24 protein-coding genes are annotated in these 26,244 nt (G+C 73.6%); 16 read left to right on the top strand and 8 right to left on the bottom strand.

Annotated elements, in window-relative coordinates:
* Positions 1–8: 8 nt before the first annotated feature.
* Positions 9–809, bottom strand: coding sequence for a formate/nitrite transporter family protein (locus tag B1A86_RS08005; RefSeq protein ID WP_078025878.1), 801 nt, complete (start codon positions 807–809; stop codon positions 9–11).
* Between the two features lie 7 nt (positions 810–816).
* Between B1A86_RS08005 and B1A86_RS08000 the strand changes: the two genes are divergently transcribed.
* The 5 genes from B1A86_RS08000 (at position 817) to B1A86_RS07980 (ending at position 5,982) form a co-directional block, all read left to right on the top strand.
* Complete coding sequence (locus tag B1A86_RS08000) at positions 817–1,647, top strand: patatin-like phospholipase family protein (RefSeq protein ID WP_010080497.1); 831 nt, start codon at positions 817–819, stop codon at positions 1,645–1,647.
* Between the two features lie 28 nt (positions 1,648–1,675).
* A complete protein-coding gene (abc-f, locus tag B1A86_RS07995) occupies positions 1,676–3,328 on the top strand; it encodes a ribosomal protection-like ABC-F family protein (RefSeq protein ID WP_036340837.1) in 1,653 nt (550 codons plus the stop codon).
* An 85-nt stretch (positions 3,329–3,413) separates the two neighbouring features.
* Positions 3,414–4,097, top strand: a complete 684-nt coding sequence (locus B1A86_RS07990) for a type 1 glutamine amidotransferase domain-containing protein (RefSeq protein WP_069941694.1) — start codon at positions 3,414–3,416, stop codon at positions 4,095–4,097.
* Positions 4,098–4,138: 41 nt separating this feature from the next.
* The gene (locus tag B1A86_RS07985; protein WP_069941693.1) at positions 4,139–5,149 is read left to right on the top strand and encodes an NADP-dependent oxidoreductase; all 1,011 of its coding nucleotides are present in this window, start codon (positions 4,139–4,141) and stop codon (positions 5,147–5,149) included.
* 26 nt (positions 5,150–5,175) lie between these two features.
* The gene (locus tag B1A86_RS07980; protein ID WP_036338733.1) at positions 5,176–5,982 is read left to right on the top strand and encodes an alpha/beta fold hydrolase; all 807 of its coding nucleotides are present in this window, start codon (positions 5,176–5,178) and stop codon (positions 5,980–5,982) included.
* Between the two features lie 31 nt (positions 5,983–6,013).
* Here the strand turns inward: B1A86_RS07980 and B1A86_RS07975 are convergent, their stop codons facing one another.
* The gene (locus tag B1A86_RS07975) at positions 6,014–6,502 is read right to left on the bottom strand and encodes a MarR family winged helix-turn-helix transcriptional regulator (RefSeq protein ID WP_036338682.1); all 489 of its coding nucleotides are present in this window, start codon (positions 6,500–6,502) and stop codon (positions 6,014–6,016) included.
* Positions 6,503–6,613: 111 nt separating this feature from the next.
* Between B1A86_RS07975 and B1A86_RS07970 the strand changes: the two genes are divergently transcribed.
* Together B1A86_RS07970 and B1A86_RS07965 are read left to right on the top strand one after the other, a co-directional pair.
* Entirely contained in the window at positions 6,614–7,033 is a 420-nt protein-coding gene (locus tag B1A86_RS07970; protein WP_002855232.1) for an organic hydroperoxide resistance protein, read from the top strand.
* Positions 7,033–7,458 carry a membrane protein gene (locus B1A86_RS07965; protein ID WP_036338685.1) on the top strand — a complete coding sequence of 142 codons (426 nt, stop codon included), beginning with the start codon at positions 7,033–7,035 and terminating at the stop codon, positions 7,456–7,458. Before B1A86_RS07970 ends, B1A86_RS07965 begins: the two co-directional genes overlap by 1 nt.
* A 139-nt stretch (positions 7,459–7,597) precedes the next feature.
* Here the strand turns inward: B1A86_RS07965 and B1A86_RS07960 are convergent, their stop codons facing one another.
* Complete coding sequence (locus B1A86_RS07960) at positions 7,598–9,112, bottom strand: acetyl-CoA hydrolase/transferase family protein (protein ID WP_036338687.1); 1,515 nt, start codon at positions 9,110–9,112, stop codon at positions 7,598–7,600.
* 187 nt (positions 9,113–9,299) lie between these two features.
* Here B1A86_RS07960 and B1A86_RS07955 point away from each other — a divergent pair, with 187 nt between their 5' ends.
* The 3 genes from B1A86_RS07955 (at position 9,300) to B1A86_RS07945 (ending at position 13,399) form a co-directional block, all read left to right on the top strand.
* Positions 9,300–10,310, top strand: coding sequence for an NADP-dependent oxidoreductase (locus B1A86_RS07955; RefSeq protein WP_036338689.1), 1,011 nt, complete (start codon positions 9,300–9,302; stop codon positions 10,308–10,310).
* Positions 10,311–10,380: 70 nt separating this feature from the next.
* Complete coding sequence (locus B1A86_RS07950; protein ID WP_174233307.1) at positions 10,381–11,703, top strand: DUF4921 family protein; 1,323 nt, start codon at positions 10,381–10,383, stop codon at positions 11,701–11,703.
* A 43-nt stretch (positions 11,704–11,746) separates the two neighbouring features.
* Positions 11,747–13,399: an AarF/ABC1/UbiB kinase family protein gene (locus B1A86_RS07945; protein ID WP_036338696.1), complete on the top strand. Its 1,653-nt coding sequence runs from the start codon at positions 11,747–11,749 to the stop codon at positions 13,397–13,399.
* Between the two features lie 28 nt (positions 13,400–13,427).
* On the opposite strand, the gene B1A86_RS07940 is transcribed toward B1A86_RS07945, so the two are convergent.
* A complete protein-coding gene (locus B1A86_RS07940) occupies positions 13,428–14,558 on the bottom strand; it encodes a trans-acting enoyl reductase family protein (protein WP_036338699.1) in 1,131 nt (376 codons plus the stop codon).
* A gap of 146 nt (positions 14,559–14,704) precedes the next feature.
* Between B1A86_RS07940 and B1A86_RS07935 the strand changes: the two genes are divergently transcribed.
* Positions 14,705–15,694 (top strand): cation diffusion facilitator family transporter, encoded by a 990-nt coding sequence (locus B1A86_RS07935; protein WP_036338702.1) that lies wholly within the window; start codon positions 14,705–14,707, stop codon positions 15,692–15,694.
* A 27-nt stretch (positions 15,695–15,721) separates the two neighbouring features.
* Here the strand turns inward: B1A86_RS07935 and arfB are convergent, their stop codons facing one another.
* The 3 genes from arfB to B1A86_RS07920 form a co-directional block, all read right to left on the bottom strand.
* Positions 15,722–16,177 carry an alternative ribosome rescue aminoacyl-tRNA hydrolase ArfB gene (arfB, locus tag B1A86_RS07930; RefSeq protein ID WP_036338705.1) on the bottom strand — a complete coding sequence of 152 codons (456 nt, stop codon included), beginning with the start codon at positions 16,175–16,177 and terminating at the stop codon, positions 15,722–15,724.
* Entirely contained in the window at positions 16,170–17,615 is a 1,446-nt protein-coding gene (locus tag B1A86_RS07925) for an MFS transporter (protein ID WP_078025875.1), read from the bottom strand. The genes arfB and B1A86_RS07925 overlap by 8 nt, the downstream gene beginning before the upstream one ends.
* A 137-nt stretch (positions 17,616–17,752) precedes the next feature.
* Positions 17,753–19,495: a bifunctional 3'-5' exonuclease/DNA polymerase gene (locus B1A86_RS07920; protein ID WP_078025874.1), complete on the bottom strand. Its 1,743-nt coding sequence runs from the start codon at positions 19,493–19,495 to the stop codon at positions 17,753–17,755.
* A gap of 239 nt (positions 19,496–19,734) precedes the next feature.
* Between B1A86_RS07920 and B1A86_RS07915 the strand changes: the two genes are divergently transcribed.
* Complete coding sequence (locus B1A86_RS07915; protein WP_078025873.1) at positions 19,735–21,216, top strand: sugar porter family MFS transporter; 1,482 nt, start codon at positions 19,735–19,737, stop codon at positions 21,214–21,216.
* Between the two features lie 73 nt (positions 21,217–21,289).
* On the opposite strand, the gene B1A86_RS07910 is transcribed toward B1A86_RS07915, so the two are convergent.
* Positions 21,290–22,591 (bottom strand): dicarboxylate/amino acid:cation symporter, encoded by a 1,302-nt coding sequence (locus B1A86_RS07910; protein WP_078025872.1) that lies wholly within the window; start codon positions 22,589–22,591, stop codon positions 21,290–21,292.
* 228 nt (positions 22,592–22,819) lie between these two features.
* Here B1A86_RS07910 and B1A86_RS07905 point away from each other — a divergent pair, with 228 nt between their 5' ends.
* From B1A86_RS07905 to B1A86_RS07890, 4 genes are read left to right on the top strand one after another with little or no spacing between them, the layout of a single operon-like run.
* Positions 22,820–23,461 (top strand): ABC transporter permease, encoded by a 642-nt coding sequence (locus B1A86_RS07905; RefSeq protein ID WP_002855197.1) that lies wholly within the window; start codon positions 22,820–22,822, stop codon positions 23,459–23,461.
* Positions 23,458–24,465: an ABC transporter ATP-binding protein gene (locus B1A86_RS07900; RefSeq protein ID WP_036338721.1), complete on the top strand. Its 1,008-nt coding sequence runs from the start codon at positions 23,458–23,460 to the stop codon at positions 24,463–24,465. Before B1A86_RS07905 ends, B1A86_RS07900 begins: the two co-directional genes overlap by 4 nt.
* On the top strand, positions 24,462–25,214 hold the full coding sequence (locus B1A86_RS07895) for an ABC transporter permease (RefSeq protein ID WP_036316433.1): 753 nt from the start codon (positions 24,462–24,464) through the stop codon (positions 25,212–25,214). Before B1A86_RS07900 ends, B1A86_RS07895 begins: the two co-directional genes overlap by 4 nt.
* Entirely contained in the window at positions 25,211–26,218 is a 1,008-nt protein-coding gene (locus B1A86_RS07890; RefSeq protein ID WP_036338724.1) for a glycine betaine ABC transporter substrate-binding protein, read from the top strand. Before B1A86_RS07895 ends, B1A86_RS07890 begins: the two co-directional genes overlap by 4 nt.
* Positions 26,219–26,244 lie beyond the last annotated feature (26 nt).

Raw genomic sequence — 26,244 nt, 5'->3', positions numbered from 1 at the left:
CCCTGCCCTCACCGCCCCGTCTCTTCCCGCACCTCCTTGGAACGCAGCAGGCGCGGCGCCGTCGTCAGCGCCAGCCCGCCGAGGATGTTCAGGGGGATCACCCACCACACCCAACTGAGCCACTCGAGCCACCCCACGCCGTGCGCTCCGGACAGGATGGCTCCGATGATGAGGATCGAGTCCATCACCGAATGGAAGAGCGAACCGCCGGCGAGGACGATGGCTCCGGCGACGGACGCGACGATCATCGCCGTCGGGCTGTCCGTCCCGGCCTGCATCCGCGTCACGAGGGTGATCGCCACCCCGGCCAGGACCGCCAGGGCGGCGCCCTGCCAGCTGAAGCCGATGTCCAGGAAGTGGTGGGCGCTCTCGGCCAGGGTGCCGTGCAGGTCGGGGAACCCCGCCACCACGAGGGCGATCATCACGGTGCCGCCGAGGAGGTTCATCACGAGGGTCACCGCCCACAGACGCAGCAGCTCCATCCACGTGCCCCGGCCGGCGGCGATCGCGGTGATCGGGTAGTAGAACCCCTCCGTGAAGAGCTCGGAGTGGGCGAGGAACAGGCTGACCAGGCCGATGGAGAACGCGAGTCCGGCCAGAAGGTGGCTGCCCGTCTCGTGGAGCGTGAGCAGGTACGCGAGCAGGCCGATCGTGATCTCGACGCCGCCCAGGAACCCGGTGGTCGTCAGGACGGTGAGGGACCGATGCAGGCGTTCCGCGCCCTCGTCTGCCGCCGCCCTGTGGGCCGCCGGCCTGCCGGAGACGGACTGACCGGCATCGCTCCCTTCACGGTCATGTCCGTGGCACACTGGGCCGATGATGCATGACGAACGGCCCACGGGTCGGCTGGGCCTCGCCCTGGGCGGCGGAGGAGCGCGCGGGCTGTGCCACATCGGGGTCTGGCGGGTGCTCGAGGAGCTCGACATCCGCCCGGACGTGCTCGCGGGAACGAGCATGGGCGGCCTCCTCGGCGCGCTCATAGCCGCCGGTCATGACGCCGCCTCGCTCGAGAAGATCGAGCGGAGCGTGGACTGGCCGCGGCTCATCAACTGGGGCCTGACCGGCGGCATCCTCTCCAGCGAGAGGCTGCGGGCCTGGCTCCGCGAGCTGCTCCCGGACACCTTCGAGGAGCTGCAGATTCCCCTGGTGCTCACCGCGGCCGACGTCGTCGAGGGCCAGACCCGCTACCTGCACACCGGGGACCTCATCACCGCGATCCAGGCGACCACCGCCTACCCCGGCGCGCTGGAGCCGGTGACCGTGGGGGACTCCGTGCTGGTGGACGGCGGCATCCTCAACCAGATCCCGGTGGACGGGGTGCGCTTCCTGGGCGCGCAGCGGGTGATCGCCGTCGATGCCACCACGCTCGAGCCCCTGGAGCGGCCGGAGCCCGGGGCGCGCACCCGCACCCGCCGTTCGCCCGCCACGTCGCTGCGCCAGGCCATGCGGGCGATCGACGTCATGCAGGCCCAGCTCACCACCGTCCGGCTCTCGCTCTACCGGCCGGACGTGCTCATCAGCCCGCCGATCGAGGGGATGACGGTCGCGGACTTCCGCAGCTCCGGCGTCGCCATCGCGGCGGGAGAGGAGGCGACGCGCGCCCGGGCCGAGAAGCTCGTGGAGCTCAGTCGCGGCAGAATGGCCTGACGCCCGCCGCACTTCCGTCAGGAGCACCATGACCGCCACCCTTGTCGCCTCCGGCCTCGCCGGCGGCCACGGCCACCGCACGCTCTTCGAGGATCTGGACCTCACGGTCGCGCCCGGGGACGTCGTCGGCGTCGTGGGGGCCAACGGCGCGGGCAAGTCCACCCTGCTGCGCATCCTCGGCGGGGACCTCGCGCCGCAGGCCGGCACGGTCAGCCTGGCCCCGGCCGACGCGTTCGTGGGCTGGCTGCCGCAGGAGCGCGAGCGGGTGCCGGGGGAGACGGTCGCCGGGTACATCGCCCGCCGCACCGGCTGCGCCGAGGCCACTCGAGAGATGGACGCCTCCGCTTCGGGCCTGGCGGACCCGGACGTCACGGACGCCGCCGCAGACCGCTACAACACCGCCCTCACCCGCTGGCTGGCCTCCGGCGCCGCGGACCTGGAGGAGCGCATCCCCGCCGTCCTGGCCGACCTCGGCCTCGACCTCTCCGCCTCCCCGGAACAGGTCCTCATGACCTCCCTCTCCGGTGGGCAGGCCGCCCGCGTCGGCCTCGCCGCGCTGTTGCTCTCCCGCTTCGACGTCGTGCTCCTGGACGAGCCCACCAACGACCTGGACCTCGACGGTCTGACCCGCCTGGAGGCCTTCGTGCAGGAGCTGCGCGGCGGCGTCGTGCTGGTGAGCCACGACCGCGAGTTCCTGGCCCGCTGCGTCACCCGCGTCCTGGAGCTCGACCTCGCCCAGCGCACCAACCGCGTCTACGGCGGCGGCTACGAGGCCTACCTCGAGGAGCGGGCCACCCTGCGCCGCCAGGCCCGGGAGAAGTACGAGGAGTTCGCCGAGCAGAAGCAGGACCTCGTCTCCCGCGCCCGCATCCAGCGGGAGTGGTCCAGCCAGGGCGTGCGCAACGCGATGAAGAAGTCCCCGGACAACGACAAGCTGCGCCGCAGGGCCAACAGTGAGTCGAGCGAGAAGCAGGCCCAGAAGGTCCGGCAGATGGAGAGCCGCATCGCGCGCCTGGAGGAGGTGGAGGAGCCGCGCAAGGAGTGGAGGCTGGAGTTCACCATCGGTGCGGCGCCGCGCTCCAGCTCGGTGGTCGCCACCCTCAACGACGCCGTCTTCCGGCAGGGAGGCTTCACGCTCGGCCCGGTGTCCCTCCAGGTGAACGCGGGGGAGCGGATCGGCATCACCGGGCCCAACGGGGCCGGCAAGTCCACCCTGCTGCGCGCGCTGCTGGGCCGCCAGGCCCCGGACGAGGGCACGGCCGCCCTGGGGTCCAGCGTGCAGATCGGGGAGATCGACCAGGCGCGCTCGCTGCTGGCCGGGACCGTCCCGCTCGCCGCGGCCGTCGAGGCGCTCGTGCCCGAGATGGCCTCCGGGGAGGTGCGCACCCTGCTGGCCAAGTTCGGCCTCAAGGCCGACCACGTGAACCGCCCCGTGGACGAGCTCTCGCCCGGCGAGCGCACCCGGGCATCCCTGGCCCTGCTCCAGGCCCGCGGGGTGAACGTCCTGGTGCTCGACGAGCCCACCAACCACCTGGACCTGGAGGCCATCGAGCAGCTCGAACAGGCCCTGGAGACCTATGAGGGCGCCCTGCTGCTCGTCACCCACGACCGCCGCATGCTGGACACCGTCCGCACCGACCGTCGCTGGCAGGTCCAGGACGGGCGGGTGACGGAGCGCTGACGACCCGGGCACCGTCACCCTTGCCCGAGATTCGGTTGTGTACGACCATGAGAGTTCAGTCCCCACCGACGAAAGGGCCCCAGACATGTCCCGCATCCTGATGATCCTCACCTCGCACGACCAGCTGGGCGACACCGGCCGCAAGACCGGGTTCTGGCTCGAGGAGTTCGCCTCGCCCTACTATGTCTTCACGGACGCCGGCCACGAGGTCACCCTCGCCTCGCCCCGCGGCGGCCAGCCGCCCATCGACCCGACGAGCTCGAAGCCGGAGATGCAGACCGAGGCCACCCGCCGGTTCGACCAGGACGAGGAGGCCAAGGCCGCCCTGGCCCACACCACGCCCCTGGCGCAGGTGGACGTGGACGGGTTCGACGCCGTCTTCTACCCGGGCGGTCACGGCCCGCTGTGGGACCTGGTGTCCGACGCCGACTCCACGCGGATCATCCTCGACAGCGACGCGGCCGGGCGCCCGCTCGGCCTCGTCTGCCACGCGCCCGGGATCCTGCACCCGATCACCGCCGCCGACGGCACCCCGTTCGTGCGCGGCCGTCAGGTCACCGGGTTCACCAACGGCGAGGAGGAGGCCGCCCAGCTGACGGACGTCGTCCCGTTCCTCGTCGAGGACTCGCTGATCGCCGCCGGCGCGGACTACCGCAAGGGCCCGGACGGGGAGAGCTTCGTGGTCACGGACGGCACCCTGGTGACCGGCCAGAACCCGGCCTCCTCCGCCGACGCCGCCCGCCGCCTCCTGGACCTGCTCGCGCGCTGACCCTCCACCGAGCCCGCCGCCCCGACCCCGAGGAGACCACCATGAGCACCCCCACCCGCACGCGCGAGATCCACCTCGCCTCCCGCCCCCACGGCGCCCCGACGCCGGAGAACTTCCGCCTCACGGAGGTCGAGCTCCCCGAGCTCGCCGAGGGCCAGGTCCTCGTGCGCAACACCGTGATGTCCGTGGACCCGTACATGCGCGGCCGCATGAACGACGTCGAGTCCTACGTGCCTCCGTTCCAACTCGACGCCCCCCTCGACGGCGGCGCGGTGGGCACCGTGATCGCCTCGCGCCACGCGGACGTGCCGGAGGGCACGTCCGTGCTCCACGGCCGCGGCTGGCGCGAGCACGCCGTCCTCGACGGCGACACCGTCCAGGTCGTGGACACCTCCCAGTTCTCGGACAGCACCTACCTGGGCGTGCTGGGCATGACGGGTCTGACCGCCTACACCGGCCTCGTGCACGTGGCCGAGATGCAGGAGGGCGACGCCGTCTTCATCTCGGGCGCCGCGGGGGCCGTCGGCTCGGTCGCCGGCCAGATCGCCCGCCTGCTGGGCGCCTCGCGCGTGGTCGGCTCGGCGGGCACGCCCGAGAAGGTGGCGCGGGTGAAGGAGCTGGGCTTCGACGCCGCGTTCGACTACCACGACGGCTCGCCCACCGATCTGCTGGCCGAGGCGGCGCCGGAGGGCATCGACGTCTACTTCGACAACGTGGGCGGCGACCACCTCGAGGCCGCCATCGCCGCGATGCGGGTCGACGGCCGCGTGGCGATGTGCGGCGCGATCGCCCAGTACAACTCGACGGAGCCGCCGGCCGCCCCGCGCAACCTCGCCCTGGCGATCGGCAAGTGCCTGACCCTGCGCGGCTTCGTCCTGCAGAAGTACGCAGCGCAGGTCCGCCCCGAGTTCCTGGAGCGCGTGGGCCCGTGGGTCGCCGCCGGGAAGATCCAGTGGGACGAGACCGTCCGGGAGGGGCTGGAGAACGCACCCCAGGCGTTCATCGACCTGCTCGAGGGTGCCAACACGGGGAAGATGCTCGTCCGGCTGTGACGGGCGACGGCGCACTCGGGGGCGGCATGGACACCTTCCGGCATCAGGGCCTGACCTTCGACGTCCGCGACGGCGGGCCGGCCGAGGGGGAGGTGGTCCTGCTGCTGCACGGCTTCCCGCAGGACGCCACGTCCTGGAGGCATGTCGAACCGCTGCTGCACGCCGCGGGGCTGCGCACGCTCGCCCCGGATCAGCGCGGCTACTCCCCGGGGGCCGCTCCGCGGGCGACGGCGGCCTATCGCCTCCCGGCGCTCGTGGGGGACGCCGTCGCGCTGGCGGACGCGGCGGGGGCGCGGCGCGTCCACGTCGTCGGCCATGACTGGGGTGGCGCCGTCGCCTGGGCGCTGGCCACCGCCCACCCCGAGCGCGTCGCGTCCCTGACGGTCCTGTCCACGCCGCACCCGGCCGCCCTGGCCCGCGCCCTGCGCGGCCCGGACCAGCTGCGCCGCAGCTGGTACATCGCCGCCTTCCAGGCGCCGGCCCTCCCCGAACGAATCCTCGCCCGACGGCTGGGCTCCCTGCTGCAACGGGGGCAGGTCCCCGGGGCGGAGCACTACGCCCGCCGGTTCTCCACCCCGCAGAGCCTGCGCGGCCCGGTGAACTGGTATCGGGCGAACCCGGATCTGGTGACCACCACGCGCAGCGCGCCCGTGACGGTCCCCACCACGTACGTGTGGGGCACCCGGGACGCGGCCCTGGGGCCGCGGGCCGCCGAGCTCACGGCCGGGCAGGTGGCGGGGGAGTACCGGTTCGTGAAGCTCGACGCGGACCACTGGCTGCCCGAGCGTGAGGCGGATGCCGTCGCTCGGGCGATCCTGGACCGGGTGCGCTGACCCGCGCTCCGCGCGGGCCGCTCCCGCCGTCTCAGCGCGGCCCGGCGGCCTCGGTGATCCGGTTCAGCAGGTCCATGAGGACCTGGCGCTCGGTGGTGTCGAGGGGGATCCGGGTGAGGGCGTCCACCGGGACCGTCCGGGCGGACGCCCGCAGCGCTCGCCCCTCGTCCGTCAGCCGGACCAGCACGCGTCGCTCGTCGTGGACGTCGCGCTCCCGCGTGACGAGCCCCATGCCGGCCAGGCGCCGCACCAGGGGTGTGATCGTCCCGTTGTCCATGCCGAGCCGGTCCCGCAGCGCGCCGACTCCCAGCGCCCCGGCGTCCGGTGTCGACGCCTCCGTCTCGGCCGAGGCGTCACCCTCCGCCTGCCACAGGGTGAGCATCACGAGGTACTGAGGGTAGGTGAGGCCGAGGCGGGACAGCAGGGGGCCGTAGCCGCGCGTGACGGCGCGCGCCGCCCGGTGCAGGGCGAAGCAGAGCTGGTCCTCGAGGGCGAGGCTGGGGGTCGGCGCGGCATCCATGGAAGCGATTCTAGTGGTCGCTGGGGAGCGACTTGGTTGCGCGCGACCTAACAGGGTGGCAGGCTGGAGCCGACTCGTCCCGCACGGGGCGGGCGGATGAAAGGACCTCCTATGGAGACCATCTACACCGCCGAGGCGCTCAGCACCGGCGCCGGCCGCGACGGCCATGTCCGCACCACCGACGGGCGGGTCGACCTCGACCTCGCCGTGCCCACCGAAATGGGCGGCTCCGGCCAGGGCACCAACCCCGAGCAGCTGTTCGCCGCCGGCTACGCCGCGTGCTTCCACTCGGCCCTGCAGATGGTCGCCCGTGCCTCCCGTGCCGACATCACCGACTCCTCCGTCGGCGCGCGCGTGGGCATCGGCCGCCAGGGTGAGGGCTTCGGCCTGGAGGTCACCCTCGAGGTCGTGCTCCCCAATGTCCCCGCGGATCAGGCCCGCGCCCTCATGGAGCAGGCGCATCAGGTGTGCCCCTATTCGAACGCCACCCGGGGCAACATCGACGTCGTCCTCGAGCTCGGGGAGGCGTGATGACGAAGCACCGGCAGCCTGTCCCCCTCTCCCAGACCGCCGCCCGCCTCGGCCTCGGCGGGTTCATGACCGCCGCGGGGCTGTCCCACCTCACCGTGGCACGCCGTGAGTTCCGCGCCCAGGTGCCCTCGTGGGTCCCGCTCCCGGCGGACCTCGTGGTGCTCGGATCCGGCGTGGCCGAGATCGGCCTCGGGGCCGCTCTGCTGGCGCTCCCCGGGCAGCGCCGCCTGACCGGCACCGCCCTGGCGGCCTTCTACACCGCGATCTACCCCGGGAACATCGGGCAGTACGCCGAGCGCAAGGACGGCTTCGGGCTGGACACGGACGGTCGCCGCCTGGCGCGGCTCTTCGGCCAGCCCGCCCTCATCGCGGCCGCCCTGTGGGCCGCGGGAATCCCCGAGCGGGAGCAGGGCGGGCGCGGCTGACGCCGTCGCCGGTCCTGCGGCCCTGGGCCGGCTCCGGGCACGTGCCCGGAGCCGGCGTGATCTCACCCTGCCGCGAGGCGCGGCCCACTGTAGGGTGCCCCGTCGCAGGTGTCCCGCAGGTGTCCGGTCCGGCGGGCCGTCAGCCTTGACGCATCGTCCCGGTCTCGAGGAAGCGCTGGTGCCAGGACAGGGACTCGCCCAACAGGTGCGGGGTGTGCAGGCCGTCCGACCCGCGCATCGCGCGGTCGAAGTAGTCCCGCAGCTGCTCCCTGTAGTCCGGGTGCGCGCACGTGTCGATGATCGTGCGGGCGCGCTGCTTGGGGGAGAGGCCGCGCAGGTCGGCCAGCCCCTGCTCGGTGACCACCACGTGCACGTCGTGCTCGGTGTGGTCCACGTGCGAGACCATCGGCACGATGCAGGAGATGTCCCCGCCCTTGGCCGTGGAGGGGGTGAGGAAGAACGAGGTGAACGCGTTGCGGGCGAAGTCGCCGGAGCCGCCGAGGCCGTTCATCATCTTCGTGCCCATCAGGTGCGTGGAGTTCACGTTGCCGTACAGGTCGGCCTCGAGCATGCCGTTCATGGCGAGGATGCCGAGGCGACGCACGAGCTCGGGGTGGTTGGAGATCTCCTGGGTGCGCAGGATCAGCTTGTCCCGATACTTCGCGGCGTTGTCGTTGAACCGTTCGGCGGCCTCGGTGGACAGGGAGAACGCGGTCGCGGACGCGGTCGCCAGGGTGCCGGAGTCCAGGGCGTCGAGCATGCCGTCCTGCACCACCTCGGTGAACGCGGACAGGCCCGTGAACCGGGACTTCACCAGCTCGGACATCACCGCGTTCGCGATGTTGCCCACGCCCGACTGCAGCGGCAGCAGTCGCTCGTCGTACCGGCCCTGGGCCACCTCGTGCTCGAAGAACTCCACGAGGTGCTGGGCGATCGCGATCGAGTCCGCGTCGGCGGGCTTGAAGGGGGAGTTGCGGTCCGGGGCGTGGGTCTCGACGACGGCCACCACCTTGGCCGGATCGCACCGCAGGTACGTCTCACCGATGCGGTCCGCGGGGTGGGTGAGCATGATCGGCGTGCGGTGCGGGGGCAGCGCGGTGCCGTAGTAGACGTCATGCAGACCCTCGAGGTCCTCGCTCTGCCACGAGTTGACCTCGAGGATCACCTGATCCGCCAGGTCGATCCAGGACTTGTTGTTGCCCACGGAGGAGCTGGGGACGAGACGGCCGTCCTCGCGGATCCCGGACACCTCGATCACCGCGGTGGTCATGGGCCCGTAGAAGCCGTTCCACACGGTCTGCGCCAGGTGGGACAGGTGTGTGTCGATGTACTCGATCGCGCCCGCGTTGATCTTGGCGCGCATCGTCGGGTCCGACTGGAACGGGGTGCGCAGCGCGACGGCGTCCGCCTCGGCCAGCGCACCGTCCATCTCCGCGGAGGTGGACGCCCCCGTGTGGAGGTTGATGCGGAACTCCTCGCCGCGCGCGTGCAGCTCCTTGGCCCGCTCGGCCAGCGCCGTCGGCACGGCCTTCGGGTAGCCGGACCCCGTGAACCCGCTCATGCCCACGGTGGTGCCGTGCTGGATGAACGCCGCCGCCTCCGCGGCGGACATCACCTTCGACCGGAGGCCGGGGTGGTGGATGCGGGACGACATGGGTGAGGCCTCCGTGCGGGTGAGACGAGTCGAGCGAGAGCGCTGTGACGTGGAACAGCGATCAGCGTACCCGCGTCACGGGTGGCCGTGGGGATGATCACGCCGGAAGTCGCCGAGCCCGACCTGCGTGATCGACGACGGCGAACAGGGCTCGGCACTCCGGGTCGGCGCGCCTAGGCTCGGCGGCATGCGAGCACTCGTCCTCCAGTCCTACGGTGGCCGTGAGGCCATGGCCCTCACCGACGTCCCCGCCCCCACGGCCGGCGCCGGCGAGGTGCTGATCCGCACCCGCGCGGTCGGCCTCAACCCCGTCGACGCGATGCATCGCGAAGGCGACTTCAAGGCCATCGCCCCCGACGACTTCCCCACGGTCGCCGGCAACGAGCTCAGCGGCATCGTCGAGACCGTGGGCGCCGGGGTGACCGCGTTCGCCCCGGGTGACGCGGTGATCACCCGCGTGGACCCCTCCGGCCACGGGGCGTTCGCCGAGCTGGCCGCGGTGCGCGCGGACTGGGTGGCCGCCGCGCCCGCCCGCATGCCCCTGACGGACGCGGCCGGCCTGCCGCTCGCCGGCCTGACCGCCCAGCAGGCACTCGGCCCGGAGCACCTGGACCTGCAGCCCGGGGAGCGGTTGCTGATCACCGGGGCCGCCGGCGGCGTCGGGCTGATCGCCACGCGCTTGGCACACCTGCGCGGCGCGCACGTGACCGTGACCGCCTCCGCGGCGGGTGAGCCGTACGTCCGCGAGGCCGGCGCCGACGCGGTGATCGACTATCGCGCCCGCACCGTCGCAGAGGGGGGCGAACGCTTCGACAAGGTGTTCGACCTCATCGGCGGTGATCAGATGGCCGAGCTGCTCGGCTCGATCGAGCCCGGCGGCCGGCTGGTGACCATCGCGGGCCCGCCGAGCCCCGGCAGCCTTCGTGAGACCGCGCGCCCGTCGCGTCGGCCGCTGGCCGCCGTCGTCTCCCGGGTGGCCAGTGCGAAGGTGCGCCGGGCCGCGAAGAAGGCCGGGGTGACCTACGAGTTCTTCCTCATGCATCCGGACGGGGCGGGCCTGGCCGAGCTCGTTCGGCTCGTGGACGCCGGCGAGCTGGCCGTGACCGTGGACAGCCGCTACCCCCTGGCCGACTGGGAGCAGGCGTTCGAGCGTCTCGAATCCCACCATGCCAAGGGCAAGGTGCTGCTCGAGTTCTGACCGGCGGGCGCGTCGGCGCCGGCCTGCCCGGGCCGGCACCGCCTCGTATCCTGGCCTCGTGCACCCGTCTGTGAGCGAGCCCCTCACCCGACTGCCGGACGGCACCGTCAAGCAGCGCAACCCCTTCACCGGTACCGAGGTCTGGACCGTGCCCGGCCGCGGCCACCGCCCGCTCGGCCTCGTCCGGCCCGCCCCGCAGCCGCTCGACCCCGCCCAGCACGGCCGGCACTGCGCCTTCTGCGAGCACCGGATGCTGGAGACGCCGCCGGAGAAGTCACGCATCGTCTCCACGAGGGCCGACGACGGCGCCCCGGCCTGGCAGATCCTGCGGCATCCGGCCGCGGAGCGGCTCGAGGAGACGATCCCGGCCTTCCGCCGGGTCCCCAACCTCTTCGAGATCCTCAGCTACGACTACTGGCGTCTCAACCACGGCTACGAGCTCCCCCCGGACGCGTGCCGCCGCCGTGACGAGTACCTGGCCACCGAGGCCGGCCGCGCCCACGTGCGCGCCGTCGTCACCGCGAAGCTGCGCGCCTCCGGCCGCTCCGCCGAGGAGGCGGCGGCGATGTCCGAGGCGGAGCTGATCGGGGCGTCGGCCGCATTCTTCGGCGGCACGCACGACGTCGTGATCGCTCGGCGGCACTTCGTCGACGGCGCCGTGGACGACCACCAGCTGGCCTCCTCGGGCACCCTCACCCCGGATGAGCACCACGCGTTCATGGCCCTGACCGCCGACGCGATGCGGGACCTCTACGCGACCACGCCCGCCGTGCGGTACGTCTCCGTGTTCCAGAACTGGCTCAAGCCCGCCGGCGCCTCCTTCGACCACCTGCACAAGCAGCTCGTGGCCATCGACGAGGTCGGCGCGCAGAACGTCGCCGCCCTGGACCGGCTGCGCGAGGACCCGCAGGTGTTCAACCAGGCCGCGCTGGACGTGGCCGTGGCGCACGACCTGATGATCGCCGCGAACGAGCACGCCGTGATGTTCGCCGGCTTCGGTCACCGGTATCCGACGGTCGAGGTCTACTCCACGAGCCCGGTGGGGCAGCCGTGGCGGCAGACCGCGGCCGAGCTGCGCGCCGTCTCCGACCTGCTGCACGCCGCCCACGCGGCCACCGGCCCGGACGTCCCCTCCAACGAGGAGTGGCACACCCGCCCGCCCGGCGTCGCGGACCCGATGCCGTGGCGCGTGATGCTCAAGTGGCGCGTCTCCACACTCGCCGGCTTCGAGGGCGCCACCAAGATCAACGTCAACACCCTCAGCCCGTGGGACGTGCGGGACCGGGTGCTGGCGAGGCTGCGGGAGCTGTGGGCGGCGGGCGCGCTCGCGGACGGGATGCGGATCGGGGCCGACGCGCGGGTCCGGCCGGGCATGCTCCGGTACGCGGACTGAGCGGCGGGGCCCGTCCCTCCGCGCGGTCGGTAGCGTGGGCGTCATGGCCCTCCACCTGCAGCGCTACCGCGAGATCGCCCACGTCATGGCCCGCAACGGCCTCATGGCCACGGCCGTGCAGGCCGGGCTCTCCCGGTGGCTGCCCCTCGAGGAGGGGGAGCCGCACCTGGGCATCGACGCCGAGGCCCGCCCCGAGCTGTTCGTGCGCACGTTCGAGGAGCTGGGCGTCACCTTCGTGAAGCTCGGGCAGCTGATCTCGGCGCGCCCGGACGTGTTCCCCGAGGCCTACTGCGCGGCGTTCGCCCGCCTCACGGACAGCACGTCGGCGGTGCCCTTCGAGGCCGTCGCCCGGACGGTCGAGGAGGACCTCGGCGCCGACGTCGACACCCTGTTCGCCTGGTTCGACCGGGCGCCCCTGGCCACCGCCTCCATCGGTCAGGCCCACCGCGCGCGCCTGCATGACGGGCGCGCCGTCGTCGTGAAGGTCCGCAAGCCCGGTGTGGTGGAGCAGGTCCAGGCGGACCTGGAGATCCTGCGGACGCTGGCGGCCACGTGGTCGCGGGCCTCACGGACCTTCGCCGACCTGGACGTGCCGGCCATGGTGGACGAGTTCGACCGCTCGCTGCGCGCCGAGCTCGACTACGTGGTGGAGGCGCGGGCCTGCGAGGAGATCGCCGCCGGCTTCCGGGACACCCCGGGCGTGCGGTTCCCGTGGATCGAGTGGGACCTGACCACCTCGCGCGTGCTGACCATGCAGGAGCTCTCCGGGCTGCGCGTGGACGACCTGGCCGGACTCGACGCCGCCGGCATCGACCGGGAGGAGCTGGCGTACCGGGCCGCCGACGTGCTGCTGGCCATGGTGTTCGAGCACGGCGTGTTCCATGCGGACCCGCACCCGGGCAACCTGTTCATCGAGCCGGACGGGACCGTCGGGTTCATCGACTTCGGCTCCGTGGGGCGGATCTCCCCGTCCCTTCGACGCCGGTTCGCGGGCCTGGCCATGGCGCTGGCCCGGCAGGACACCGACGGGCTGGTGCGGGCCCTGCTGGACATCGCCCCGCCGCGCGGCCCGGTGGACCGCCGTCGGCTCCGGCTGGAGGTGGCCCGGATCGTCGGCCGCCTCGAGGGGCGCGAGCTCGAGGACATCCGCGTGGCGCAGCTGATCTCGGAGATCTTCGCCCTGGTGCGGCGCCACCGGCTGTCCCTGCCGCCCGAGCTCGTGCAGCTGCTGCGGATGCTGATCATCGTGGACGGCATCGGCCGCCGCCTGCACCCCGGCTTCGACTACACCCGCGTGCTCGACCCGTTCGCCCTGCGCCTCGTGGGGGAGCACCTCGACCCCCGGCGGGTGGCGGGCCGGATCGGCCGGGCCACGATCGCGGCGGCCGAGCTCGGCATCGACCTGCCGGAGTACGCCCGCAAGGTGATGGAACGCATCGACGACGGCGGGATCGACGTCACCGTCCGCGCGAGCGAGCTCGAGCCGCTCGTGACGCGCCTCGAGCGGACGGGCGACCGGGTGGTGGCCGCCATGGTGGTGGCCGCGATGATCACCGGCGGCACGAACGTGCTCGTGGCGTACAAGGACCGGCTCGGCCGCTTCGCCGGGCCGGTGGTGGCCGCCGGCGGCGCCGCCCTGACCGGCGGCAGCGCCTATCTGGCCTGGATCAGCCGCCCGCGGCGTCGCCCCCGCTGAGGGCCACGGGCGGGGTCAGTCGTCGGGATCATGCCCGCACCAGGCCGACCGCGGCGCAGGCCGTCTCGAAGTCGTCGAGGCCGAACGCCTGGATCGGGCTGACGACGCCGGCCTCGAGGGCCCGGCCTGCGGCGAGCTGCCGGGCGCCCCAGGCCATGAGGTCCCCGGTCAACGTGTAGGCGTTGGGGCCGCGCAGGTGCACGTCCGCGACGACGCGGCCGGCGGCGTCGCGCGCGATCGCCCCGACCCGGGAGCCCGTGCGGGCCCGGTCTGCGGCGTCGGGGCCACCCGGGTCCCCGGCCAAGGGCCGCAGCAGGGCCTGCACGCCGCGGGCGACGCCGGGGAGCCACCCCACCGCGCCGAGGGCGGCGGCGCCGATCTGCGTGGGCCGGGCCGGGAACCAGCCGTTGAAGACCTCGACCTCATCCAGGCCGGGCTGCATCCGCGGCAGGAACAGGGACTCCGTGCCGCCGAACAGCACGCCGCGGCGGTCCTGCCCGTCGACCCGGAAGACGGCCGACCGGCTGGCCGGGCCCGTCGTCGCCAGCCGCCCGCCGCGCCACGTGATCGTCCGCTCGGTGAGGGCGTCCACCATCGTCTGGCGCGTCCCGTGGCTGAGGTCGACGCGCGGGTCCAGCTCGCCGTCGGCGAAGTAGCCGATCTGCAGGGACCGTGCGCGTCCACCGGCCTGCGCCAGCGCGAGCCCGCCCGCGAGCATGCCCGGCGCGTAGTCGAAGCCGAGGGCGGGCAGCAGGGTGGCGCCCGTGCGTCGGGCGGTGGCGTCCAGGTCCGCCTTGAGGTCCTTCACGAAGCCGACCTCACCGGTCGAGTCCACGTAGTGCGCGCCCCGCTCCGCGGCGGCGCGGGCGACCGGTCGGCCGTAGCGTTCGAAGGGGCCGACCGTGGAGACCAGCACATCGCCCTCCGTGACCAGGGCCCTCAGCGAGGCGGGGTCCCCGGCGTCGGCGACGGCGACCTCCAGCCCGTCGTGCCGCCTCGCCGCGTGCTGGAGCGAGTCCCGGTTCCGGCCCGCCAGCACGGGCCGTGCGCCCTGGGCCACGAGGGCGTCCACGACGAGGGATCCGGCGTAGCCCGTCGCGCCGAGCACGATGATGCGGGGGGCGTCGGGGCGGTCGAGGTGCAGGGGAGAATCCGTCATGCCCTCCTACAGCTAGGCCGCGCACGCGGAGACCTCACGGGCTCGGCGACGCCGATCCGCGTGGACCCCATCTCGCGCTCCCGGACCGGCGGACCCGGACATGGCGAGCCTGGCCCGGCACCCGCCTGCAGGGGCAGACTCGGGGGATGACCCGTACCCCGCCCGCCGTCGCCCCGCCCGCCGCCGAGACCGGCGGCGAGAGCCTGCTGACCGTCCTGATCGCCCTCGGCGTGAACGCGGTGATCGCCGTCGTCAAGTCGATCGTGGGCGCGGTCACCGGCTCAGCCGCGATGGTGGCGGAGGCCGCGCACTCCTGGGCCGACGCCGGCAATGAGGTCTTCCTGCTGCTGGCGGAGCGTCGGGCCGGCCGAGCCCCCGACGCGCGGCACCCGCTGGGCTACGGGCGCGCGGCCTACGTGTGGTCGATGGTCGCGGCCTTCGGCCTGTTCGCGGTGGGCTCGGCGGTCTCGGTCTGGCACGGGATCACGGCCTGGTCCGCCCCCGAGGAGGAGGCGGAGTACACGATCGCGTACATCGTGCTCGCCGTCGCGTTCGTGCTCGAGGGCATCTCGTTCCTGAACGCGCATCGGCGCGTCCGCCGCGACGCGGAGCGGCGGCACATCAGCGATGCCACGTTCCTGCGCCAGACCTCGGACCCCACCCTGCGCGCCGTGTGGGTGGAGGACGCCTCGGCCCTGATCGGCCTGGCCATCGCGGCCGCCGCCCTCGCCCTGCACCAGCTCACCGGGGACCCCCGGTGGGACGCCGCCGGCTCGATCCTCGTGGGCGTGCTGCTCGGGGTCGTCGCGATCTTCCTGCTCTCGCGGAACATGGCGTTCCTCGTCGGCGAGGTCGCCGACCCGGTGATCCGGACCCGGGTGCTGCGCTGGCTGCTGGAGCGGCCCGAGGTGCTCTCCGTGAGCTACCTGCACCTCGAGTACGTCGGCCCGGAGAAGCTCTTCGTCGTCGGGGCCGTGGACCTGGCCGGGGACGAGCGGGAGAGCGAGGCCGCGGTCCTGCTCCAGCGCGTGGAGGACGCCCTCCTCGAACACCCGCGCGTGGCCGCCGTCGTGCTCTCCCTGTCCAACCCCGCCCACGCGCCCCTGGCCCCGGAATCGCAGAACACCCGCGTCTGAGCCCGCGCGGCCGGCGGGCGAGCGGCCTCAGTCGAGGCCGGGGCGGCGGCGCGTGCGCTTCACCTCGGAGCGACGGTGTTTGGCCTCCAGGCGGCGCCGCCGAGAGCCGCGCGTCGGCTTGGTAGCCCGCCGCGGCGTCGGCGGGGCCAGGGCCTCGCGCAGCAGCGCCGCGAGCCGCTCGCGGGCGGCCACCCGGTTGCGCCGCTGGGCCCGGTGCTCCGCCACGCTGACGGTGAGCACCGTGCCGGCCAGCCGGGGCGCCAGCCGTGCGAGGACGCGGGCGCGCTGGACGTCGTCGAGGGCGGAGGTGGCCGCCAGGTCCAGACTGAGCTGGACCCGCGAGTCCGCCGTGTTCACGCCTTGACCGCCCGGGCCGGAGGCGTGGGAGAAGCGCTCGACGAGTTCGCCCGCGGGGATGACCAGCCCGCGGGGTGCGCCGGGGCCGGGGGTGACGCGCACGTCGCCGGGGCGGGGCTCAGCCACGGGGCGCCGCCGTCCGTGGTCCGCGCAGGTCCGCGAGTGCGACGAGGAGCGCGAGCGCCATGCACCCCGCCACCAGGGTGAAGGCGGCCATGAACGCCCCGTCCCAGTCGGCACCGGAGGCGACGCCCAGGAACACCCCCACGATCACGGCGGTGCCGACGGCCGTGCCGACGCGCTGGCCGGTCTGCAGGACGCCGCCGGCCGTGCCGGAGTGCCGCGGCGGGACCTCGGCCAGGCTGAGGGTCTGGTTGGGGGAGACCACCAGCCCCTGCCCGGCACCCAAGATGGCGAGGGTGAGCAGCAGCCACCACGGGCTCAGGCCGAACTCCCGGTTGGCCCACGCCACCCCGATGGAGCCCACGACGGCGAGCAGCGCCAGCGCGATGCCGAGGACGACGATCTTCCGGCCCGTGCGCAGCACCACGCGACCGGCCACGGTGGACATCACGCTCGACATGACCGCCGAGGGAAGGCCGATGAGTGCGGCGTGCAGCGCCGGGTAGCCCAGCCCGTTCTGCATGAACATGGCGATCACCACGAACATGCTGGTCGAGCCGGTGAAGTAGATGGCGATCAGCAGGGCGCCGCACGCGAAGCTGCGGGTCTGGAACAGGCGCAGGTCCACCATCGGGGCGCGGCCCCGTCGGGCGTAGCGGGCCTCCCAGCGTGTCCAGAGGGCGGCCAGGCCGATGCCGACGGGCACGAGCACGAACCGCCACGGCCCGAGCTCACGGTCCAGGAACGGGAGCATGACGGCCACGAGGGCGCCGGCCAGCAGGACGACGCCGACCGGGTCCAGGTCCGGGCGCCGCGCCCGCTCGGGGGCGGTGCGCGGCAGCCAGTGGCGGGCCACGACGAGGGCGCCGAGGGCGATCGGCACGTTCACCAGGAAGGTCGCGCGCCAGCCGAGGTCGCCGCCGAGCCACGCGATGAGCCCGCCGCTGAGCAGCGGCCCCACCGCCACGGACACCCCGACGACGGCACCGAGCGCCCCGAACGCCCGGGCGCGGGAGGTGCCGGAGAACTCGCTTTGGATGAAGCCGGTGACCTGCGGGTTGAGCAGGCCCGCGCCCACGCCCATGACCAGGCGCGCGAGCACGAGCAGGACGCCCGTGGGCGCCAGGCCGGACAGGAGCGCACCGAGCGCGAACACGCCGAGGCCCACCATGAACAGCCGGCGTCGTCCGAAGAGGTCACCCGCCCGGCCCGCCGGCACGAGCACCATGCCGAACACGAGGGTGTAGCCGGAGATGGCCCACTGCAGCTCCGCGTCACTGGCGTCCAGGCCCCGCTGCAGGGCGGGCAGGGCCACGTTGATGCTGGACACGGCCAGCAGGGACATGAAGATCGGGATGAGGAGCACCGCGAGGATGCGCTGCTGGTGCGGGGTGAAGACCGAGGACGCGGCGCCGTCGGACGGACGCGGGGCGACGGGCATGCGGTCTCCTTCACAAGGGTGTCTCGGGCGCTCTCCAGGATCGGCCCTCGTCCCGCATCGTGCCAGGTCCGAGGGTCCTCGGCCCGGTGCGGCGCACGGAGGCCATGACCGCGACCGTCGCCCTGCCGCCCCGTCGCTCACTTCGCGTCCGCGTACGACCCCACGCTGGAGACGGTGAGCGGGAAGTCCACGGGGGCGGGACCGAACAGCAGGCGGCCGGCGGCGCTCGCGGACTCCGCCACGACCGTCCGCACGGCCTCGACCTCCGTGGCCGGGCCGTGCAGGACGACCTCGTCGTGGACGAAGAACACGAGTTCCGTGCGCATGCCGGCCGAGCGCAGTCGACGGCGGATCTCGCCCATCCAGCACAGCGCCCACTCGGCCGCGGTGCCCTGCACCACGAAGTTCCGGGTGAAGCGGCCCTGGGAGCGCCGCCGTCGCCGGGCCGCGGACTCGGCGGCCTGGGTGCCGACGTCGGACACGGACTCCTGCCACTTCCGCCCCGGCGCGGGGGACCAGCGGCCCAGCCACGTGGACACCTGGCCGCCTCCCTCGCCGACGGAGGCCGCCCGCTCGAGCAGGCCGATCGCTCGGGGGTAGAGCCGGCGCAGGTGCGGCATGAGCGCCGCGGAGTCGCCCGTCGTCGAGCCGTACATCGCACCCAGCAGGGCGATCTTCGCGCGCCCGCGGTCGGCCAGCGCGGTGCCGGCCGCCCGGCCCTGCTCCGCCACCTCCCGGTACAGGTCGGGCGTGGTCCCGGCACGGGCCAGCGCCTCGTCGGCGGCCATCGCGGCGAGGATGCGCGGCTCCACCTGGGAGGCGTCGGCCACGGTCAGCGTCCACCCGGGGTCTGCGCGGACGGCGTCGCGCACCCCGGCCGGGACCTGCATGGCCCCACCGCCGTGGGCGGCCCACCGCCCGGTCACCACGCCGCCGACCAGGTAGGCGGCGTGGAACCGGCCGTCGTCGCCGATCCACTGGTCCAGCCAGTGCCAGCCGTTGGCCGTCCACAGCCGGGCCAGGGCCTTGTACTCCAGCAGCGGCGCGAGCAGCGCGGCCCGCGCCTCGCGTTCCGCGCCGCCGGCGTCGATCCAGTGCTTCAGGTCCCACTGCCGTGTGGACTCCACGGCCACGCCCGCCGTCTGCAGCGCCCGCAGCAGGCTCGGCTGCGAGTCGGGGCTCAGCCCGGGGGAGCCCAGGACGTCGGCGATGCGTTCGGCCAGGGTCTGCAGGCGGGCGGGACGCTCGCCCGGTGCAGGCCGGGGGCCGAGCTGCTCGGCGAGGAGCGCCTCGTGCACGCCCCGGTCCCACGGCAGACCCGCCGCCCGGATCTCTGCGGCCACGAGTGCGCCCTGCGACTCCGCCGCCGCGAGCAGCCGCAGCCGGTGCGGGTGGGCCGAGCCCTCGACGGCCGCCCGCTGCGCGGCCAGCTCCGCCGCGAGCACGGTGACGTCCGGAGCGGGGCCGGCCTCGTCCGGCAGGTCGAAGAAGGACTCCTGACCGGCGGGCACCCGCGCCGGGCGCACGGGCTCCGTCGGGTCGGCGACCTCGAGCTGCGCCACGGGCGTGTAACGCACCCCGCTGCCCGGCGCCGTTGCCGCGTGCCGCAGGATCCGCTGGACGAGGGCCAGGTCCCAGCACCGATCCACCCGCACCCCCGCCACCAGCCAGGCGGCGTACTCCGTCCCGACGTCGGCGAGCACCCAGCGGACCGTGCTCGGGTCCACGCCCAGGCGGGCGGGCAGACCGGCCACGAGCCCGGCCACGGACCCGGCGGCGCAGGATCCCAGGGGAGAGGCGCCGTCGCCTTCCCCGTCCAGGGCCCACCAGGCGCCGGGGCTGCCGACGGAGGCGGGGGCGGGGCCCAGGACGACGAACATGGCCCTCATTCTGCCCCGTGACCCGAGGCGCCGTCTGCCGCAGCCCTGTGCGGCAGACCTCCCGGCACGGCGGCGACCACGGCGGGCGCAGCGGGCACGGTTCCCCCTGATGTCCCGCCGCCTCCTCGGGGGGCGGGGAGAAGGGCTGTGCGACTTGCACGCTCGCTGAGCGGAGAACACACTGTGCGGACGCACCGGCGCGCAGCGGGCCGTCGGGCGCCACCCAGAGAGGACCCACCATGACAGCGACCCGGTCCGGCGGCGCCGCGACGTCTCGCCTCAACGCCAAGGTGGTCGGCATCTCGGTCGCCGCCGCGCTCGGCGGTTTCCTGTTCGGCTTCGACACCTCTGTCATCAACGGTGCCGTGGACGCCCTCGCCGGGGAGTTCGGCCTCGGCGCCGGTCTGACGGGCTTCGCCGTCTCCTCGGCGCTGATCGGCTGCGCGCTCGGCGCCTGGTTCGCCGGGCCGATCGCCAACCGCCGCGGCCGCGTGCCCGTGATGGTGATCGCCGCGATCCTGTTCCTGGTCTCCGCCATCGGCTCGGGCCTGGCGTTCGGCGTGGTCGACCTGATCTTCTGGCGCGTGGTCGGCGGCCTGGGCGTGGGCGCCGCGTCCGTGATCGCTCCGGCGTACATCGCGGAGGTCAGCCCGGCCCATGTGCGCGGTCGCCTCGGCTCGCTCCAGCAGCTGGCGATCGTCCTCGGCATCTTCGCCGCGCTCCTCACGGACGCGCTCTTCGCGACGATGGCCGGGGGAGCGGCGCAGCCGTTCTGGCTCGGCGTCGACGCCTGGCGCTGGATGTTCCTGGCCGAGGCCGTCCCGGCGGTGCTGTACGGCCTGTTCGCCCTGAAGCTGCCGGAGTCCCCGCGCTACCTGGTCGCCCGCGGCCGCACGGACGAGGCGGCCGAGGTCCTGCACGAGTTCACCGGTGTGGACCGGGTGAACCTGATGATCGAGGACATCCGGCGCTCGCTGGACTCGGAGCGCCGCGAGTCGCTGGCGGACCTGCGCGGACCGTCGGCGGGCCTGCAGCCGATCGTGTGGATCGGCATCCTGCTCTCCGTCTTCCAGCAGGCCGTGGGCATCAACGTGATCTTCTACTACTCCACCACCCTGTGGCGTTCGGTGGGCTTCGGGGAGTCGGACGCCCTCACGGTCACCGTGATCACCTCGGTCACGAACATCGCCGTCACCCTCATCGCGATCGCCCTGGTGGACCGCGTCGGCCGTCGCCCCATGCTGATCGCCGGCTCCGCCGGCATGACGGTCAGCCTCGGCCTGATGGCACTGGCCTTCTCCTTCGCGCAGACCGGCGGCGCCGAGTCCGTCTCCCTGCCGCAGCCGTGGTCCACGGTGGCGCTGGTGGCCGCGAACGCCTTCGTGGTGTTCTTCGGCGCCACCTGGGGTCCGCTGGTCTGGGTGCTGCTGGGCGAGATGTTCCCGAACCGCATCCGCGCCGGCGCGCTCGCCGTGGCCGCCGCCGCGCAGTGGGCGGCGAACTTCACCGTCTCCACCACGTTCCCGTGGTTGGCGGACATCGGCCTGACCCTCGCCTACGGTCTGTACGCGGTCATGGCGGCGCTGTCCCTGGCCTTCGTGGCGGCCTTCGTCCCCGAGACCAAGGGCAAGACGCTCGAGGAGATGAGCGACGTCGTCGTGCGTTCCCCGGGGCAGCGGCGCGCGGTGCGCGCCGAGGCGGAGCGGGATCTGCGCGGCTGACACCGCCCGTCCCGACGACGGCCCCCTCCCTGAGCTGCAGACAGGGAGGGGGCCGTGGTGTGTGCGGGGCGGGTCAGCCGGCGTCGGCGCCGGTCGCGGCCCCCTCGTCGTCGAGGCGCTCCAGGCCCTCGTCCTCGGAGTCCTCGATGAGACGGTCTCCGGCGATCTTGTCGACGATCATCGCGATGGCGGCGTCGCCGGTCACGTTGGTGGCGGTGCCGAAGGAGTCGATGGCGATGTACGTGGCGACCATGAGCGCGACCTGCGGCTCGGTGAAGCCGAGCATCGAGGTCAGCAGGCCCGAGGCCGCCACGATCGCGCCGCCGGGCACGCCGGGCGCCGCGATCATGGTGACGCCCAGCATGAAGATGAAGCCCACGAACACCGGGACGTCGATCGACTGGCCCGAGAGGAACAGCACCGCGATGGAGAACGAGACGATCTTCACGGTGGAGCCGGCCAGGTGGATCGTCGCGCACAGCGGCACGACGAACGAGGCGATCGGCCGGCGCACGCCGAGCAGCAGGGTCTGGCGCAGGGTCACCGGGATGGTCGCCGCCGAGGACGAGGTGCCCAGGGCCGTCGCGTAGGCCGGCAGCATCGTCTTCAGTGCCGTGAACGGGTTGCGGCCCGCGATCGTGCCCGCGACGACGTACTGGAGGAGCAGCAGCACCACGGTGAGGCCGAAGACCAGCAGGATCACGCCGAGGAACGTGGTGATGACCTTGAAGACCTCGCCGGCGGCGGTCATGTTCAGGAACACGCCGAAGATGTAGACGGGCAGCAGCGGCACGATCAGGCCCATGACGACCCGCTCGATGATCGATCGCAGCTGGTCGAAGCTCTCGTGCAGGGCGCCGCGCGGCAGCATCGTCAGGCCGATGCCGAGCACGAACGCGAGCAGCAGGGCCGTCATCACGCCGAAGGGCGGGTCCATCTGCACCTCGAACAGCGGGCCGAGCAGCGCGTCCTCAGGGTTGGCCATCCCCTCGAAGGACCCGGGCGTGAGGATCAGCGGGAAGACGAGCAGGCAGACCAGCAGGGCGCCGAAGCCGCCGACCAGGGTGGAGCCGTAGGCGATGCCGCCGGTCAGGGCCAGCAGCTTCCCCGCGCCCCGGCCGATGTCGCCGATCGCGGGGGCGACGAGCGCCAGGATCAGCACCGGGACGATGAAACCCAGGAAGTTCGAGAACAGCCCGTTGAAGGTGGCGAAGGCCTGCACGAGCCAGGTCGGCGCGACCAGGCCGACGAGGACGCCGGCCACGATCGCGACGAGGATGCGGGGCAGCAGGCCGAAGCGGCGGCGGGGCACGGCGACGGCGCCCCCGGAGTCGGGGCCGGACGCGTCGAGGGCATCGGAGTGGGAGCGAGACATGGCCGACACGCTAGCGCAGGCCGTCCTGCCCGTCGCCCGGTCGGTAGGCCATCCTTGGCGGTGCCGGTGACCCCCTTCGTGGCGCAGAACACAGGGAGCGCCACCATCTCGGGGAGCGTGCAAGAGCACGCCCGACCCACCCGGACCGAAGGAGACGACGATGACGGTCCTGCCCCGCCCCGCAGACGCCCGGGCCGCCCAGGGGTGCGCTGCCGGCGTGGAGGCCGCATGAGCGAGTTCCTCGCCTCACGCTGGCCCGACATCCTCTTCCGGGCGTGGCAGCACGGGTGGCTCGTGCTGCAGGCGCTGGCCATCGCCACCGTGCTCGCCATCGCGCTGGCCGTGATCGCCACGCGGATCAAGGCCCTGACCCCGATCGCGAACGCCTTCACGGCCGTCGGGCTGACCCTGCCCTCCTTCGCGCTCATCGGCGTCCTGATCCCCCTGGTGGGCATCGGGACCGTCCCCGCCGTCGTGGTGGTGGTCTTCTATGCCCTGCTGCCCATCCTCCGCAACGCGCTCGTGGGTCTGCGCGGCGTGGACCCGGAGGTGCTGGAGGCCGCCCGGGGGATGGGCATGGGGCCGGTGGCGCTGTTCACCCGGGTGCGTCTCCCGCTGGCCTGGCCCGTGATCCTCACCGGCATCCGGGTCGCGGGCCAGCTCGGCATGGGCGTGGCCGCGGTCGCGGCCTACGTCCTGGGGCCCGGACTGGGCTCGTACATCTTCACGGGGCTGGTCTCCCTGGGCGGCGCCAACGCGTTGAACTACGCCCTCGTGGGCACCCTCGGCATCGTCGTCGTCGCCCTCGTCCTGGACGGGCTGCTCGTGCTGCTCGGCCGGCTCACCATCTCGAAGGGACTGCGCGCATGAGCACCGACCGTGACGCCGGGGCCGAGATCCGTCTCGAGTCCCTGACGAAGCTCTATCCGGGGCAGGACCGTCCCGCCGTGGACGCCCTGGACCTCATCATCCCCGCGGGGGAGACCGTGGTGTTCGTCGGCCCGTCCGGCTGCGGCAAGACCACCTCGCTGAAGATGATCAACCGCCTCATCGAGCCCACCTCCGGGCGGATCCTGATCGGTGGGGAGGACATCACACGCCGCGACCCCACCCGGCTGCGCCGTCAGATCGGCTACGTCGTGCAGGGTGGCGGGATGATGCCCCACCTGTCCGTCGCCGAGAACGTCGGCCTGGTGCCGCGCCTGCTCAAGTGGGACCGCCGGCGCATCGCCGACCGCGTGGACGAGCTGCTCGACCTCGTCGGCCTGGACCCGGCGATCTACCGAGACCGTTTCCCGCGCGAGCTGTCCGGCGGACAGCAGCAGCGCGTCGGCGTGGCGCGGGGCCTCGCGGCGGATCCACCCGTGCTGCTCATGGACGAGCCCTTCGGCGCCGTGGACCCCCTCACCCGCCAGCGCCTGCAGAAGGAGATGCTCGACATCCAGGCCAGGGTGGGCAAGACCATCGTGATGGTCACCCACGACGTGGACGAGGCCGTGCTCCTGGGCGACCGGATCCTGGTGCTCGAACCCGGCGCGCACGTGGCCCAGTACGCCACCCCCGAAGAGGTCCTGGCTCGGCCGGCCACCGAGTTCGTGGCCGACTTCGTGGGGTCGGGGGCGGGGCTCAAGCGGCTGGGGCTGCGGTCGGTCGACTCGCTGCCGCTGCGCCCGATCGCACAGCACCCGACGGGCACGCTGCCGGGCGAGCCCGTGCTCGACGCGGCCACCCCGATCAGCGAGGCCCTCGCCGCGCTGGTCATGGCCCCGACGGAGGAGATCGCCGTGGTCCGTGATGGCACGGTCATCGGTCTGCTCGACTATCCGACACTGCGCGCGCACGCCCGCGCCAGCGACGAGCAGGCTCGGCCATGATCGCCCGGCTGCGTGCGGCCTCCGCCGAGGACCGCCTGCTCCTGATCGGCCTGCCGCTGCTCGTGGCCGCCCTGCTGATCGGGTGGACCGTCTGGGTGCGCGGAGCCGCCCTCGACGACGTCGAGGCCCGGCTGCTGACCTGGCCCACCGTCCTGCGCCTCACCGCCGAGCACCTGGCCCTCGTCGGCGTGTCCACCGTTCTGGTCGTGGCGACGGCCGTCCCGCTCGGCGTGCTGCTGAGCCGCCCCGCCGCCCGGCGGTTCACCCCCGTCGCCATGGGGCTGGCCAACGCCGGCCAGGCCGCTCCCGTGATCGGCGTGATCGTCCTGCTCGCCATGGCGTGGGGGTTCGGCTTCCGGGTCGCCGTCCTGGCCCTGTCCCTCTACGCGTTCCTGCCCGTGCTGGCCAACACGCTGGCCGGGCTGCGGGGTGTCGACCCCACCGTCGTCGAGGCGGCCCGCGGCATGGGCATGTCGCCGCTGCAGACCCTGCTCCGGGTGGAGCTGCCCTTGGCCCTGCCCGTGATCATGGCGGGTCTGCGGACCGCCCTGGTGCTGCTGGTGGGCACCGGGGCGTTCGCGACGTTCATCGACGCCGGCGGCCTCGGCCTGCTCATCCAGACCGGGATCGTCCTGTTCCGCTTCCCGCTGCTCGTCTCGGGGGCGATCCTCGTGGCCGCCCTCGCCCTGATGATCGAGTGGATCGGCCGCCTCGTCGAGACGCTGGCCACGCCGAGGGGGCTCGCATGACCACCCCGCGCGCGACCCTCCCGTCCCGCCGCCGCGGCCGGACCCCCGCTCGTGCCGCGCTCGCCGCGCTCGGCCTGGCGGCCTCCCTGGTCCTGTCCGGGTGCGGGCTGAGCACCGCCGGCGGCTACCTGCCCTCGGGCACGCCCGCCGGCGACGTCGCCGGGATCGACCTCGAGGGCGCCCACGTGGCGGTGGGCTCCAAGAACTTCAACGAGGGCGTCGTGCTCGGCAAGATCACCGCGATCCTGCTGCGCTCCGCGGGGGCCGACGTCGAGGATTTGACCAACATGCCGGGTTCGCTCAGTGCGCGCCAGGCCCAGGTCGCAGGCGTCGTGGACGTCGAGTGGGACTACACGGGGACGGCCTGGATCACGTACCTGGGCCACACCGATCCGATCCCGGACGCCCAGGCGCAGTGGGCCGCGGTCCGGGACGAGGACGCGCAGCAGGGCCTGGTGTGGCTGCCGCCTGCCGAACTCGACAACACCTACACCCTCTCCGTGCGCCAGGACCGGGCGGAGGAGCTCGGCCTGGAGACGCTCGCGGACATCAAGGACCTCCCCACCGAGGAGCAGTCCTTCTGCGTGAGCGCCGAGTTCGCCGCCCGCAACGACGGGTTCCTGCCCATGCTCGAGGCCTACGGGATCGAACGGCCCACCGGATCCCGGCTGCGCCAGATGGACATCGGGGCGGTGTTCGCCGCGGTGGCGGACGGGTCGTGCACCTTCGGGGAGGCGTACTCCACGGACGGGCGGATCGCCGCGCTGGACCTGACGACCCTGCAGGACCCGCTGAGCTTCTTCCCCAAGTACAACGCGGCCCCCATCGTGCGCGAGGAGGTCCTGGCCCAGCACCCCGAGATCGCCGACCTGCTGGCACCCGTGACCGCACGCCTGGACAACGCGACGGCCGCGCGCCTGAACGCCCGGGTGGACGTCGACGGCGAGGAGCCCACCCAGGTCGCGTGGGACTGGCTCCGCGAGGAGGGCCTGATCACCGACTGACGGTCCGCCGACGCCGCGCGGCACGG

Origin of the sequence: Micrococcus sp. KBS0714 (genome assembly GCF_002008305.4) — a bacterium.
Taxonomy (GTDB): domain Bacteria; phylum Actinomycetota; class Actinomycetes; order Actinomycetales; family Micrococcaceae; genus Micrococcus; species Micrococcus luteus.
This window is presented reverse-complemented; position numbering and strand designations above follow the sequence as displayed.